At 72.8% G+C, this 15,087-nt stretch carries 8 protein-coding genes, 1 pseudogene and 1 riboswitch; of the genes and pseudogenes, 6 read left to right on the forward strand and 3 right to left on the reverse strand.

Features of this window, described 5'->3' with window-relative positions:
• Positions 1–72 precede the first annotated feature (72 nt).
• The 3 genes and pseudogenes from glgA to glgB all read left to right on the forward strand — a co-directional run bounded on the left by glgA (position 73) and on the right by glgB (position 6,125).
• Positions 73–1,287: a glycogen synthase gene (glgA, locus tag ACXN5W_RS07230; protein ID WP_473157377.1), complete on the forward strand. Its 1,215-nt coding sequence runs from the start codon at positions 73–75 to the stop codon at positions 1,285–1,287.
• A gap of 201 nt (positions 1,288–1,488) precedes the next feature.
• Positions 1,489–3,648, forward strand: a pseudogene (locus tag ACXN5W_RS07235) (alpha-1,4-glucan--maltose-1-phosphate maltosyltransferase); the annotation flags it as partial.
• Between the two features lie 362 nt (positions 3,649–4,010).
• Positions 4,011–6,125, forward strand: coding sequence for a 1,4-alpha-glucan branching protein GlgB (gene glgB / locus ACXN5W_RS07240; protein ID WP_473157449.1), 2,115 nt, complete (start codon positions 4,011–4,013; stop codon positions 6,123–6,125).
• A gap of 94 nt (positions 6,126–6,219) precedes the next feature.
• On the opposite strand, the gene ACXN5W_RS07245 is transcribed toward glgB, so the two are convergent.
• On the reverse strand, positions 6,220–7,206 hold the full coding sequence (locus ACXN5W_RS07245; protein WP_473157450.1) for an App1 family protein: 987 nt from the start codon (positions 7,204–7,206) through the stop codon (positions 6,220–6,222).
• 212 nt (positions 7,207–7,418) lie between these two features.
• On the opposite strand from ACXN5W_RS07245, the gene ACXN5W_RS07250 reads away from it, so the two are divergent.
• A complete protein-coding gene (locus ACXN5W_RS07250; protein WP_473157451.1) occupies positions 7,419–9,059 on the forward strand; it encodes a hypothetical protein in 1,641 nt (546 codons plus the stop codon).
• Positions 9,060–9,072: 13 nt separating this feature from the next.
• Here ACXN5W_RS07250 and ACXN5W_RS07255 read toward each other — a convergent pair whose 3' ends face one another.
• Together ACXN5W_RS07255 and ACXN5W_RS07260 are read right to left on the reverse strand one after the other, a co-directional pair.
• On the reverse strand, positions 9,073–9,615 hold the full coding sequence (locus ACXN5W_RS07255; RefSeq protein ID WP_473157378.1) for a hypothetical protein: 543 nt from the start codon (positions 9,613–9,615) through the stop codon (positions 9,073–9,075).
• Between the two features lie 326 nt (positions 9,616–9,941).
• Positions 9,942–10,760 carry a C39 family peptidase gene (locus tag ACXN5W_RS07260; RefSeq protein ID WP_473157379.1) on the reverse strand — a complete coding sequence of 273 codons (819 nt, stop codon included), beginning with the start codon at positions 10,758–10,760 and terminating at the stop codon, positions 9,942–9,944.
• A gap of 365 nt (positions 10,761–11,125) precedes the next feature.
• Positions 11,126–11,265: riboswitch (cyclic di-AMP (ydaO/yuaA leader) on the reverse strand.
• Positions 11,266–11,692: 427 nt separating this feature from the next.
• On the opposite strand from ACXN5W_RS07260, the gene ACXN5W_RS07265 reads away from it, so the two are divergent.
• Both ACXN5W_RS07265 and adhE read left to right on the forward strand, forming a co-directional pair.
• Entirely contained in the window at positions 11,693–12,220 is a 528-nt protein-coding gene (locus ACXN5W_RS07265) for a hypothetical protein (RefSeq protein ID WP_473157380.1), read from the forward strand.
• Positions 12,221–12,401: 181 nt separating this feature from the next.
• Positions 12,402–15,047: a bifunctional acetaldehyde-CoA/alcohol dehydrogenase gene (adhE, locus tag ACXN5W_RS07270; RefSeq protein ID WP_473157381.1), complete on the forward strand. Its 2,646-nt coding sequence runs from the start codon at positions 12,402–12,404 to the stop codon at positions 15,045–15,047.
• Positions 15,048–15,087 lie beyond the last annotated feature (40 nt).

The following is a 15,087-nucleotide window of genomic DNA, read 5'->3' on the forward strand; positions in this document are numbered from 1 at the left end:
ACACCGGTCCCAGTTCACCACTCGTACGAGCAACCAGTTGCGCCGCGACCAGCGGAGGTTAGGGTGCGGGACGTGACCGATCCCACCGCCCGCCGCGACGGGCTGCGCGTCGACCTGCTCACCCGGGAGTACCCGCCGGAGGTGTACGGCGGGGCCGGCGTCCACGTCGAATACCTGGCCCGGGAGCTGCGGTCCCGGGCCGACGTCCGGGTGCGCTGCTTCGGCGGGCCGCGCTCCGAACCGGGCGTGACCGCGTACTCCGACCCGAGCGGCCTGGCCGGCGCGAACGCCGCGCTGCGTACCCTGGGCGTCGACCTGGAGATGGCCGCCGACTGCGCCGGCAGCGACGTGGTGCACAGCCACACCTGGTACGCGAACCTGGCGGGGCACGTCGCCAAGCTGCTGCACGGGGTGCCGCACGTGGCGACCGTACACAGCCTGGAGCCGCTGCGACCGTGGAAGGCCGAGCAGCTCGGCGGCGGGTACACGTTGTCGTCCTGGTGTGAGCGGACCGCGCTGGAGGCCGCCGACGCGGTGATCGCGGTCTCCGCGGGAATGGCCCGGGACGTCCGGGCCGCGTATCCGGCGGTCGACCCGGACCGGATCCACGTCGTCCACAACGGCATCGACACCGAGCAGTACGCGCCGGATTCCGGCACCGACGTGTTGGACCGGCTGGGCATCGACCCGGCCCGGCCGAGCGTGGTCTATGTGGGGCGGATCACTCGACAGAAGGGCCTGCCCTACCTGCTGCGGGCGGCCCGTTCGCTGCCGGCCGACGCGCAGCTGGTGCTGCTGGCCGGCGCCCCGGACACCCCGGAGATCGCCGCCGAGGTGACGGGGCTGGTCGACGAGCTGCGGGGCAGCCGGCAGGGCGTGGTCTGGATCGCCGAGATGCTGCCCAAGCACGAGGTGATCCAGGTCCTCACGCACAGCACCGTGTTCGTCTGCCCGTCGGTGTACGAGCCGATGGGGATCGTCAACCTGGAGGCGATGGCCTGCGAGACGGCCGTGGTCGCCACCGCGACCGGCGGCATCCCGGAGGTGGTCGACGACGGGGTGACCGGGCTGCTGGTGCCGATCGAGCAGGCGGCGGACGGCACCGGGACACCGCTGGATCCGGAGCGTTTCGTGGCCGACCTGGCCGAGGCGATCACCACGCTGCTGTCCGATCCCGCCCGGACCGCCGAGTTCGGTCGCGCCGGTCGGCGGCGGGCCGTCGACCACTTCTCCTGGGACTCCATCGCCGAGCGCACCGTGGAGGTGTACCGGTCCGTGCTCGGCTGACGGCCCGCCGAGCGCCGACCGGCGCTCCACCGGCCGACCGGCACCGCGAGTCGGCGACCACCGGCCGACCGGCGATCCGCCGGTCGGCCACCGCCGGTTCGGCACCGCCGGTCGGCCGGCGGTCCGCCGTCATCCGCCGGAGATCACCGGAAGTATGATCTCGGCCGGCGGACCCGAGCGGTGGACAGTAGGTTGGCAGGCGTGACTGGACGGTTTCCGATCGAAGAGGTCTCCCCGTCGGTGGCCTGCGGCAGGTATCCGGCCAAGGCCGTCGTCGGCGAGCTCGTGCCGGTGTCGGCCCTCGCCTACCGCGAGGGGCACCACGCACTCGGCTGCGTCGTCGTCTGGCAGGGCCCCGACGGCACCCCCCGGCCGGCGGTGCGGATGACACCTGGCGAACACCGGGACGACAGGTGGCACGCCGCCATCCAGCCCGACGGGGTGGGGCTGTGGAGTTTCGCCGTGGAGGCGTTCGACGACCCGTACCTCACCTGGAAGGACGCGGTCACCAAGAAGATCGCCGCCGGTCAGGGGATCGAGGACCTGGCCAACGACCTGGCCGAGGGCGCCGCGGTGCTGGAGGAGGCCCGTGCGGGCGTACCGGCCCGGCTGCGGACCCGGCTGCGCGCCGCGGCCACGGCGCTGCGCGACGGCCAGCTCGGCCTCGGGGAACGCGTGACGCCGGCGCTGGACCTGGCCGAGGTGCTCTGGGCCCACCCGGTGCGCCGGCTGGTCACCCGGTCGGACCGGTACCAGCTGTGGGTGGACCGCCCCCGGGCGCTCTTCTCGGCCTGGTACGAGTTCTTCCCGCGCTCCGAGGGAGCGGTTCCGGCCACCGTCGACGCCCCGGCCCGGTCCGGCACCTTCGGCACCGCGCAGGACCGGCTGCCCGGGGTCGCCGCCATGGGCTTCGACGTGCTCTACCTGCCGCCCATCCACCCGATCGGGCGGGTCAACCGCAAGGGTCGCAACAACACCCTGGTGGCCGGGCCGGACGACGTCGGCTCGCCGTGGGCGATCGGCGCGGCCGAGGGCGGTCACGACGCCATCCACCCCGACCTGGGTACGGCCGCCGACTTCCGGGACTTCATCGCCGCCGCCGCCGAGGTGGGCCTGGAGGTGGCGATGGACCTCGCGTTGCAGTGCGCGCCGGACCACCCGTGGGTGACCGAGCACCCGGAGTGGTTCACCACCCGCCCGGACGGCTCCGTCGCGTACGCGGAGAACCCGCCGAAGAAGTACCAGGACATCTACCCGCTGAACTTCGACATCGACCCGGAGGGCATCCGCGCCGAGGTGTTGCGGGTGGTGCTGCACTGGGTGGGTGAGGGCATTCGGATCTTCCGGGTGGACAACCCGCACACCAAGCCGTTCGACTTCTGGCACTGGCTGATCGGCGAGGTCAAGCGGGTCGACCCGGACGTGCTGTTCCTGGCCGAGGCGTTCACCCGGCCGGCGATCATGCACGGCCTCGGCAGGATCGGCTTCAGCCAGTCGTACACGTACTTCACCTGGCGGACCACCGCCGGGGAGCTGCGCGAGTACTGCGAGCAGCTGGTGGCGGCGGCCGACTACATGCGGCCCAACTTCTGGCCCAACACGCCCGACATCCTGCACGAGACGTTGCAGCACGGCGGCCCGCCGATGTTCAAGATCCGGGCCGTGCTGGCCAGCCTGCTCTCCCCCTCGTGGGGCATGTACGCCGGGTTCGAGCTGTTCGAGCACGTGGCCCGGCCGGGCGCCGAGGAGTACATCGACAACGAGAAGTTCGAGCTGAAGCCCCGGGACTGGGCCGCCGCGGCGGCGGAGGGCCGTTCGCTGGCGCCGTTCATCGCCCGGCTGAACGCGATCCGCCGGAACAACCCGGCCCTGCACTGGCTGCGGAACCTGCGATTCCACGAGATCGACAACCCGGCGCTGCTGTGCTGGTCGAAGCGGGACCCGGCGACCGGCAACACCGTGCTGGTGATCTGCTCGTTCGACGCCGAGCACGTGCAGTGGGGCAACACCACGTTGGACATGCCGGCGCTGGGCTTCGACTGGCACGAACGGTTCACGGTGGCCGACGAGCTCACCGGCGTACGGTACGACTGGGGGCAGCGCAACGCGGTCCGGCTGGACCCGTACCTCTACCCCGCGCACGTCTTCACCATCCACCGGCAGGGCGCGGAGCCGGCGGCCGCGGCGGCCACGCCCACCGGTATGGCCACCCTGGCGGTGACCCCGCCGACCGGTGCGCCCGCACGCCCCGCCCGGCGCGCCCGCAAACCGGCCGCGCCGGCCCCGACCGCCGCACCCAAGGCCACCCTCGAACCGGCGCCGGAACCGACCCCCCAGCCGACCTCGACCGCCGCGCCGGCCCGGCGTACCCGCAAGACCACCGCGTCCAAGGCCACGCCCGCGCCCGAACCGACCCCCCAGCCGGCGACCGCCGCACCCACCCGGCGCACCCGCAAGACCACCGCGCCCAGGGCCACGCCCGCGCCCGAACCGCCGCCCCAGCCGGCGACCGCCGCACCCACCCGGCGTACCCGCAAGACCACCGCACCCAGGGCCACCCCCGAACCGACGGCGCCCCCGACCGGGGAACCGGTCCCGACCACCGGGCCGGACGGTGAGGCCGCCGCGCGGACCCCGGCCAAGCGGGCCGGCACCGGCCGGGCGGGCCGGACCAGCCCGACCACGCGGACGACACGGACGACGAAACGAGCCGAGGGATGACCATGGACGAGCTGATCGCCGGTACGGCGCACGATCCGCACGCCCTGCTCGGAGCGCACCCGAACGGTGGCCGCACGGTGATCCGTACCCTGCGGCGCGGCTGCGGTACGGCGGCCGTGGTCGTCGGCGGCCGGCGCAGGACGATGCGCCAGGTGCACGACGCCGGGGTGTTCGAGGCCACCCTGCCGGGCAAGGTCCTCGACTACCGGATCGAGGTGGACGGCGAGGTGCGGGACGACCCGTACCGGTTCCCGCCGACCCTCGGTGAGCTGGACCTGCACCTGATAGCCGAGGGCCGGCACGAGCGGCTCTGGGACGCCCTCGGGGCTCGAGTCCGGACCATCGACGGCACCTCCGGGGTGTCGTTCGCGGTCTGGGCGCCCAGCGCGCGGGGCGTACGGGTGATCGGCGACTTCACCGGGTGGGACGTGCATGGCGGCTGGCCGATGCGGTCGCTCGGCGGCAGCGGCGTGTGGGAGGTCTTCGTCCCGGACGCCGTGGCCGGCCAGCGCTACAAGTACCGGATCCTGGGTCCGGACGGGGTGTGGCGGGACAAGGCCGACCCGATGGCCCGGCGCACCGAGGTGCCACCGGCCAACGCCTCCGTGATCCACGAGTCACGGTACGACTGGGGTGACGCCGAGTGGTTGGCCCGGCGCCCCCGGCGGCAGGTGCACCAGGAGCCGATGAGCGTGTACGAGGTGCACCTCGGCTCCTGGCGACCCGGCCTGTCCTACCGCGAACTGGCCGACCAGCTGACCGAGTACGTCGTCGAACTGGGCTTCACCCATGTCGAGTTGCTGCCGGTGATGGAGCATCCGTACGGCGGCTCGTGGGGTTACCAGGTCACCGGCTACTACGCCCCGACGGCCCGGTTCGGTGACCCGGACGAGTTCCGGCACCTGATCGACCGGTTGCACCAGGCGGGCATCGGGGTGCTGCTGGACTGGGTGCCGGCGCACTTCCCCCGGGACGAGTGGGCCCTGGCGCGGTTCGACGGCACCGCGTTGTACGAGCACCCCGACCCGCGCCGTGGCGAACACCCGGACTGGGGCACCTACGTCTTCGACTACGGCCGGCCCGAGGTGCGCAACTTCCTGGTCGCCAACGCCCTGTACTGGTGCGACGAGTTCCACGTGGACGGGCTGCGGGTGGACGCCGTCGCCTCGATGCTCTACCTGGACTACTCCCGGCCGGACGGGCAGTGGCTGCCGAACCGGTACGGCGGCCGGGAGAACCTGGAGGCCATCTCGTTCCTCCAGGAGGTGAACGCGACCGTCTACAAGCACCATCCGGGGACGGTGATGGTGGCCGAGGAGTCGACGGCCTGGCCCGCGGTCACCCGGGCGACCTCCACCGGTGGCCTCGGGTTCGGTCTCAAGTGGAACATGGGCTGGATGCACGACACCCTCGCGTACCTGGCGAAGGATCCCATCTACCGGCGCTACCACCAGCAACAGCTCACCTTCTCCCTGGTGTACGCCTGGAGCGAGAACTACCTGCTGCCGATCAGCCACGACGAGGTGGTCCACGGCAAGGGTTCGCTGACCGGCAAGATGCCCGGCGACACCTGGCAGCGACTGGCCAACACCCGGGCGCTGCTGGCGTTGATGTGGGCGCATCCGGGCAAGCAGTTGCTCTTCATGGGCTGTGAGCTGGGCGACGACCGGGAGTGGAGCGAAACCCGGGGACTCGACTGGTACCTGCTGCACGATCCCGCCCGCGCGGGCGTGCAGCGGCTGGTGGCGGACCTGAACCGGGCGTACCGGAGCACCCCGGCGCTGTGGTCGCAGGACACCGCCCCGTCGGGCTTCCGCTGGATCGTCGGGGACGACGAGGCGAACAACACCCTCGCCTTCGTCCGGATCGCGCTGGACGGCTCGCCCCTGGTGTGTGTGCTGAACTTCGCGTCCGTGCCGCACGAGGACTACCGGGTCGGCCTGCCGCTGGCCGGCCGGTGGATCGAGATGATCAATACGGACGCCCACCTGTACGGCGGTTCCGGGGTGGGCAACCTGGGCGCCGTCGAGGCGGAGAGCGTGCCGTGGCACGGGCTGCCCGCCTCGGCCGCGCTGCGCCTGCCACCCCTCGGCGCGCTCTGGCTGCGCCCGGCCTGACCCCGACGCGCGCACTGGCCGCGCCCAGAACCGGACGTCGAGGTTAAGCGGGGGCCCTTCCTATACCGAAAGCGATAACAGGGGGCCCTTCCTTTCAGACCAGGCCGGCGCGTTTGAGCAGTTTGAACAGGCCGGCCCCGTCGGGCGCCGACAGCCACCGCTGGCCGTCCGGGCCGCTGTCCGCCGGGTGGCCGGGCGGGGTCGGGAAGGCACCGGCCAGCACGGCCTGGGTCGGGGAGAGTCGCCGGATCGCCACCCCGGCCACGTTCGCCGGGTGCGCGGCGGCGAACTCCGCGTAGATCTCCTGGTCGTGCTGCCCGTCGTCACCGATCAGCAGCCACCTGACCTCGGGAAACTCCCGGGCCAGCCGGGCCAGGGTGGCCCGCTTGTGCTCCTTGCCGCTGCGGAACCACCGGTCCGCCGTGGGTCCCCAGTCGGTCAGCAGCAGCGGCCCCGCCGGGTACAGGTGCCGGGAGAGGAACCGGGTCAGCGTCGGCGCGACGTTCCAGGCACCGGTGGACAGGTAGAAGACCGGTGCGCCGGGATGGGCGGTGGCCAGCCGTTCGAACAGTACGGCCATCCCGGGTACGGCCATCCGGGCGTGCTCGTCCAGCACGAAGGTGTTCCACGCCGCCAGCAGCGGCCGGGGCAGCGCGGTGACCATCACCGTGTCGTCGATGTCGGACAGGACGCCGAACCGCACCTCGGGGTCGATGATCCGGATCGGCGCCTCGACCGGGCTGGCGTCGGGAGCGCCGATCCGCACGGCCGCCCAGCCCGGCTGGAACTCCCCCTCGACCCGGACGTCGATGAAACCGCTGCGGTCGGTCCGCGCCTCGTGCCGGCGCCCGCCCGCCTCGATCAGCACCGGGGCGTGCTTGGCCGGCAGGGTGGCGAAGCTGCGCCAGCCGCGCAGTTTCTCCGGGCGTGGGACCGGGCGGGCGTCGATGCGGCCCAGCACGACCCGGCCCATCACCCGGGCCCACCCGCACCCGCCGTAACCGGTGTACGCGACAATCTGCGGTCGCCAGCCGCGCCGGCGCAGCCGGCGCTCGGCCAGTTGGTGGATGGCGTCCTCGATCCGCGCGGCGCGGTGCAGGCGGCGCGGGTCGACCGCCTCGCCGACGGGAGTGAGCGACACGCTGCCACCCTGCCACACCCCGGCGCCACCGGCACGCCACGCCCGGCTTCCGGGCCGTGCGGTCACGCGGTTCGCGAAAAAGATCCGCTTCATCCGCCTGGCTGCGAGGATGGGTTCGGGGGTGACGAGAGGCCGTGGCGACAGCGGGCAGCCTGCGGCGGCCCGGCCGGGCCGGCTGGGCGCGCCGGGCGCCGGACCGGCCAGCCGCGGTGGCGCTGTTGCTCGGCGCCCTGGGGTTCGGCTACCGGCTGGTGCTCGTCCTGCTGACCGTGCCCGGCGGCAACAGCGACGAGGCGACCTTCGGCATCGCCGCCATGCACATCGCGGCCGGCACCGACCAACCGGTCTTCCTGTACGGCCAGCGCTACATGGGCACCGTCGAGTCGTATCTGGCGGCGCCGCTGTTCGCCGTCGCCGGACCGTCCTGGCCGGCCCTGCGACTGCCCCTGCTCGCGCTCTGGGCGCTGTTCGTGCTGGGCAGCTACCGACTGACCCGACGGATCTGCTCGCCCTGGTTGGCCACCTTCACCGTGGGCCTGCTCGCGCTCGGCTCGGAGCGGGTGATCCAGGATCAGCTCACCGCCGTCGGTGGCCGGCCGGAGACCAGGCCCGCGGTCGTCGCGCTGCTGCTGCTCGCACTGGCCGTCGGGGAACGCCGGATGCGGCGCGGCTGGATCGGGTACGCCGGCTTCGGACTGCTGTCCGGGCTGGTCCTCTGGGACGACTGGCTGGTCCTGCCGTACCTCGCCGCGGCCGGGGCGGCGCTGCTGGTCGCGGCCGGACGGGCACTGATCGGCCGGGCCGGGCTGGTGCTGGTGGCCGGCTTCGCCGTCGGCCTGCTGCCGCTGATCCTGGCCAACCTCCACCCGCCGGACGGCCAGGACTCGCTGTCGGTGCTGCGTGAACTCAGCCACGGCGACAGCGCGCCGGCCACCCTGGGGCAACGGCTGCACGGTGCCGTCGAGGTCGGCGTACCGCTGGCCGGTGGCGCCTGCCCGCCGGCGGGCTGCGTACCCGGCCGGATCTGGTGGGCGGGGCTCTATCTGCTGTTGCTGCTGGCCGCGGTCGTGCTGGCCGGCTGGGAACTGCGCCGGGACCGCCGGACGGGCCGGGACGGCCGGGTCCGCGCCGCCGTCCGGCTCGCGCTGGTCGCGGGCGCGGCACTGACCCTGGTCGGGTACGTCCGGAACGACCTGGCCGGCACCGCGCCGCTGCAGAGCGCCCGTTACCTGTCCCTGCTCCAGGTCTCGCTGCCGATCATGCTCTGGCCGCTGTGGCGGGCCGCGACCTGGCTCGGCGACCGGCGGCTCCGCACCGACCGGCGGCTCGGCACCGACCGACCCGGCCGGATCCTCGCCGGTGGGGTCGCCACCGTCCTGCTGGCCGCGCTGACCACCACGATGGTCTGGGCGACCGCCGACTTCCTCGGTCGGGTCGGCCCGACCCGGGACGAGGAGCGGCAGGCGCGGCAGGTGGCCACCGCGCTGCGGCTGGCCGGTGTCCGGTACGTCTACGCCGAGTACTGGACCTGCGACCGGCTCGTCTTCAACGCCCGTGAGCGGGTCGCCTGCGCGGTGCTCGACCAGCGCCTGCGGCCCGGCCAGAACCGGTGGGCGGGTTACCGGCAGCAGGTCGACGCGGCACCCCGGCCCGGGTACCTGTTCGACCTCGACGGGCCGGCGGACCGGGCCTTCCAGCGGTTCCTCGAGCAGCGCGGCGCCAGCGGCGTGGTGCGGACGATCGGGGCGTACCGGCTCTACCAGCCGGACACCGGCCGCCGGCCGTGGCGGTGACACCCGGCCGAGGTCAGCCTTCCGGCGTACCGTGCGAGAAGATCACCGGTGCCACCGGGCGCCGATCCCGGTCCCGGTCCCGGTCCGCGCCACGGTCGGGGACCGCGCCGATGGTCGGCCCGGACCACGTCACCCCGACCCTGGGGGGCGCCTCGTCGCGCGTACCGCCGGGGTGTCCGGCCGGCTGTCCGGCGGGCGGCTCGGGGGCCGCCGGCGCGTCCGCCGCCGGCCGGTGTTCCCCGGTGGCGACCAGCAGCTCGTACGCCCGCTCGACCGGCAGCCGCCCGCTGGTGATGGCCAGTTTGAGCGCCACCGGTGCGGGCGCCAGCTCGACCGGCAGGTCCAGCACCCGGGGCAGGACACCCCGCTCGACCAGGTACGCGGCCGCCTCCGGCGGCAGGTCCAGCCACGGCCGGATGTTCTCGGCGCCGAACCCGTATGCCGCCCACCGTTCCGCCTCGGCGGTCACCCGGTCGGCGACGTGTCGCGGCACCTCGTCCCGTCCACCCAGATCGTCGCTGAGCAGTGCCCGGGCGAGCTCCGGAAGGGTCGCCACCGCTACCCAGCGTCGCCCACCACCCGCCGGCGGCGGATCCCCGGCCGGTCGACGGCCGCGTGCGGGACCCGCACCACGCTGAACAGACATATCGGTATCCAAACATGATCGGCGACGGTCGCGACGACCAGGGTCACCCCAGGTCGCGTACGACACGCCGGTTACCCACCCGCAGCCCGGAGTCTCCACCTGACGGCCATTCCGTCGCCAGATCGGGCCGGACCTTCGGTGGCACGTCGGTGGTCACCCGAACGGCCCGCCGGATCGACACCGGCCGGTGTCCATGGTTGCGGACACCGGCCGGCGCGTTGGTGATCGGGTGCCGATCAGGCGGAGTAGCCGCGGGTGGCCATCCAGGCGGCGAAGTCGTCGGCACTCATCCAGTACTGGCTCTGGCCGTTGACGAACGCCGGATCGGCGATCTTGAGAACCCGGCCGTTGTCCCGGTAGCCGACCACCGTGAGGTAGTGACCGCCGCTGTAGTCGTGCCAGCCGCCCTCGGTGTCGACCTGGCTGCCGACGATGTTGGCCACGATGGCGTGCCCGCTGGCGATCGCGGTCACGACGTCGGACCGCAGGCGGCTGACCTGCCCCGTCGTCGGCATACCAGGAATCTCCCGGGTCGAGTAGAAGTTGGTCCTGGCGACGCTGTTCAGCACCCGGGTGGTGTCGGCCGCCGAGTCGGTGCCGTTCTCGGTGGTGTTCAGCCGGGCCGCCAGGCTGTCCTGGCTGGGGTGCAGGCCGGCCGCGGTGAGCGCGATCCGGGTGGCGGCCGGACCGCAGTAGTAACCGTTGATCTGCGCCTCGTAGTCGTAGGCCAGCGACCGGGCGGCCGGCGGTTTCGGCGCGACCGGCCTGGCGGGCTTCGCCGGCGCGGACGACCTGGTCTGCGAGGGGCTCGGCGCGGACGACCGCGCCGCGGTGGCCGACGGAACGGCCGGCACCTCGGCCGGGGCCGCCTCCGCCGGCTGGGCCAGCTCGGCGGCGACCCGGGTCTGGACCGGTTGGTCGGCCGGTTCGGCCACGCCGGTCACGGTCACGCCGGTCACCACGGCCGCGATGGCGGCGCCCGCGGAGACCAGCGCGACTCGGCCGGCGGGCCGGCCCAGCGCGGAACGGAACTGCTGTGGATAACGAAGCTTCACGGGGATCCTCCAGGGAAGTCCCGACCCGCCCGCCCGGGGGCGCGGTGGATCGGCGGCTCCGCCAGGCCAGGACCCGCGGGCGAGCACGGCGACCGGACGCGGGCGCGCGGGGCGTCCGGTCGGGTCTTCGTGGTGTGGCTTGTCGACCGCCGTCGCGGGTGGGGGTTTCACCCACGGCAGGCGGATCCGGGGGAACAGGTGGCCGGGATCGGACCACCTCAACCGGCGGTGCTCGCGTGACGGGCCTGGCTCGACTGGCGAGCCTCGGTCAGGACGCCGCTCCGGTCGGAGCGGGATCGGGCGCGGACACGCCGGTCGGGATCGGGATCGGGGGGATCCCCGGGGGTGAGTGGTGCACGAAGAAGAACTCCTTCCGAAACCGCCTACCGGGTTAGCTGACGGATTCGGGCGGGAAGATCGCCCTACCACGGGTCTGCACCCGCGGATTCACCCCGAAAGAAATTGGGTCCCCGGCTCGTTGTGGACGACTAAGCGGATCCGTGTCGGCGGCCACCCAACAGTGGCCAACAAACCAACATGGACGCGACGACACTACTGGGCTCCTCCCGCTCCTGCCAAGCCCGTGAGCTGGCTAAACAGTGAGCAACACCGCTCCTGGAAGACACGTTGACCGATTTTCGACCCGCTGACGGAAGTGACACCGGTCATCGTTCTCGACAATTACCGGTGAGCCACTCGACCACCGAAACACCCAAGGCGGCGCCGATGGGACACAAGGGGTTCGGAGTGGGTAGCCGACGGACGAGCGGGTACCCGGTATGGTTTCGCCACCCGGGCGGGATGGGTAGGGCGAATCCGTGCTGATCCGCTCGGTGTCGGGATCGCACCGATCGGGTGGATCCGGGCGGTCCCGCCGTTCGAGGTCGGTCTGGGCGATCCGTTCGGGGGTCGGAGAGATGGCGGGTCGGGCGATGAGCGGTTCGGAACTGCCGGTCGACGAGGGCGGGGGCGCCAGCGTCCGCCCGGCCCCCCGCTGGGTGGCGCCGGTGTTCGCGGCGCTGGCGGCACTCGCGGTGCCCTGGGTCGGCTACCTCGCCGCCACCCTCCCCCGACACGCCGTGGCCGCCCACTACCGGGCCGCCTGGGTGGGCTTCGACGTCGGGTTGATCCTCCTGCTGGCGCTGACGGCCGTCCAGGCGTACCGGGGACACCGGCGGGTGGCGATGGCCGCGACCGCCACCGCCACCATGCTGGCGGTGGACGCCTGGTTCGACGTCACCACCTCACCGGGCCCGGACCTGCTGCTGTCCGTGGTGCTGGCGCTCGTCGTCGAACTGCCGCTGGCCGCGCTGTGCCTGTGGATCGCCTGGCACAGCGACCGGGTGGTCGGGCGTCGACTACGGCGGTTGGCCCAGCGCGCGGAACTGGCCTCGGCCCGGTCCCCGGGCGACGGGCCGGCACCGCGCGCCGCGCTGCCGCGGTCCCGACGCCGGCCCTGACCGGCGCCCTGGCCAGCCGTGCGGGGGCCCACGCTGACAGCCCGGCGATCGACCATCCGACCCGGGCCCGGCCTGCCGGTGCGTGACGGCGGGACCTATGGCCCGGGTCCGGTGAGCCCTTCGCCCGCAGTCACGGTGGTGGCCCGGCCGAGATGATCGGCGTGGGCGTATCGAACGCCCGGTGGAGGAGGGCGGAGTTGTGCTGAACCAGGTGCCCGGACCGGTGGACGCCGCCGTCGACGCGCTGGTCACGGCCGCGGCGAAGGCGCTGGTCGACTACGGGTCGTACACGCAGGAACAGATCGACCGGATCGTCGGCAAGGCGTCCGTCGCGGCGTTGGACCGGCACGGTGCGCTCGCCGAACTGGCGATCGCCGAGACCGGGCGCGGGGTCTTCGAGGACAAGGCGGTGAAGAACATGTTCGCCGCCGAGCACGTTCCGCACAGCATGGCCGGGCTGAAGACCGTGGGCGTGATCAGCCGGAACGACGTCGACGGCATCGTGGAGATAGCCGATCCGGTCGGCGTCGTCGCCGGGGTCACCCCGGTCACCAACCCGACCTCCACGGTGATCTTCAAGAGCCTGCTCGCGCTCAAGACCCGCAATCCGATCATCTTCGCGTTCCATCCCGCCGCCCAGCGGTGCAGCGCCGAGGCCGCGCGGGTGGTCCGCGACGCGGCGATCGCCGCCGGCGCCCCGGAGAACTGCGTGCAGTGGATCGAGGAGCCGTCGGTGGCGGCCACCGGTGCCCTGATGCGGCACCCCGGGGTGTCGGTGATCCTCGCGACGGGTGGCAACGGCATGGTCCGGGCCGCCTATTCGGCGGGCAAGCCGGCGCTGGGCGTGGGCGCCGGCAACGTCCCGGCGTACGTGCATCCGAGCGCCGACGTCGACCGGGCCGTACACGACATCGTCCTGTCGAAGACGTTCGACAACGGCATGATCTGTGCCTCGGAACAGGCCGTCATCCTCGACGACACCGTGTACGACGCCGCGCTCGCCGGGTTCCGCCGGCTGCACGCCCACCTGGCGACCGCCGCCGAGAAGGCGCTGCTGGAGGGGTTCCTCTTCCCGCCGGCCGGCGCAGACGGCGAACGCGCGGGCGGCGAACGCGGGGGCGGGCGGATCAACCCGGAGGCGGTGGGCCGGTCCGCGTCCTGGATCGCCGAACAGGCGGGGTTCAGCGTCCCCGCCGACACCTCGCTGATCCTGGTGGAGACGGGCGGGGTCGGCCCGGCGGAGCCACTCACCCGGGAGAAGCTGTGCCCGGTCCTGGCCGTGCTGCGGGCGCACGACCAGCAGGAGGGATTCCGGTACGCCGAGCAGATGGTGGAGTTCGACGGGCTGGGCCACAGCGCGGTCATCCACGCCGACGACGCCGCGGTCGCCGAGGCGTACGGGCTGCGGGTCAAGGCCGTCCGGGTGATCTGGAACGCGCCCGCGTCCCAGGGCGGCATCGGGGACATCTACACCGCCTACCTGCCCTCGCTGACGTTGGGCTGTGGCAGCTACGGCCACAACTCGGTGTCGAACAACGTCTCGGCGGTCAACCTGCTCAACATCAAACGGGTGGGTCGGCGCAACAACAACCTGCAGTGGTTCAAGATCCCGCCGAAGATCTTCTTCGAGCGCAACGCCCTGCGGTACCTGCGGGACATGCCCGACGTCGCCCGGGTGACCATCGTGACCGACGCCACGATGACCCGGCTCGGCTACGTCGACCGGATCAGCCGGATCCTGAACGACCGGCCGGGACCGGTCACCGTCCAGGTCATCGACACCGTCGAGCCCGAACCAACGATGGACTCCGTGCAGCGCGGCGCCGAGGTGATCCGGTCGTTCCGCCCGGACACCATCATCGCGCTCGGCGGCGGTTCCCCGATGGACGCCGCCAAGGTGATGTGGCTGCTGTACGAGCACCCCGACGTGGTGTTCGCGGACATGAAGGAGAAGTTCTCCGACATCCGCAAGCGGGCCTTCCGGTTTCCCACCCTGGGTTCCCGGGCCCGGCTGGTGTGCGTGCCGACCACCTCGGGCACCGGCGCGGAGGTGACCCCGTTCGCGGTGATCACCGATCCGGCCAGCGGGCAGAAGTATCCGCTCGCCGACTACGCGCTGACCCCCAGCGTGGCGATCGTGGACCCGGCGCTCACCGCCGATCTGCCGCCGGCGGTGACCGCCGACAGCGGCTTCGACGCCCTCACCCACGCCACCGAGGCGTACGTGTCGGTGTACGCGAGCGACTTCACCGACGCGCTGGCACTGCACGCCATCCGGCTCATCTTCGACAACCTCGAGCGGTCGGTGACCGGTGGCGCCGCCGATCCGGTGGCCCGGGAGAAGATGCACAACGCCGGCACCATCGCCGGGATGGCGTTCGGCAACGCGTTCCTCGGCATCGTGCACGCGATGGCCCACACGCTCGGCGCGACGTTCCACATCGCCCACGGGCGGACCAACGCGATCCTGTTACCGCACGTGATCCGGTACAACGGCGCCGTGCCCGGCAAGCTGACCGGCTGGCCGAAGTACGAGCGGTACACCGCCCCGGAGCGGTTCCAGGACCTCGCGAAGATGCTCGGGCTGCCCGCCGCCACTGCCGAGGAGGGCGTCGAGTCGTACGCCGTGGCGGTGGAACGGCTCCGGGCGGCGGTCGGGATCCCGGCGTCCTTCGAGGCGGCCGGCGTGCCGGCGGAGAGCTACCTCGCGGCGCTGCCCCAGCAGGCGATGAACGCGTACCTCGACCAGTGCGCGCCCGCGAACCCCCGGATGCCGATGATCGACGACATGCGGGAACTGATGCGGCGGGCCTGTCACGGCGGGTGACGGTGGGGGCCTTACATCGTTACAGGTAAAATCTTCAATT

The sequence above is a fragment of the Plantactinospora sp. A48 genome (assembly GCF_055793945.1).

What these genes read in the sequence shown, in the direction of transcription:
- glgB (WP_473157449.1), top strand. Translation starts at nt 4,011, where the DNA reads ATGGACGAGCTGATCGCCGGTACGGCGCACGATCCGCACGCCCTGCTC.
- ACXN5W_RS07265 (WP_473157380.1), top strand. Translation starts at nt 11,693, where the DNA reads ATGAGCGGTTCGGAACTGCCGGTCGACGAGGGCGGGGGCGCCAGCGTC.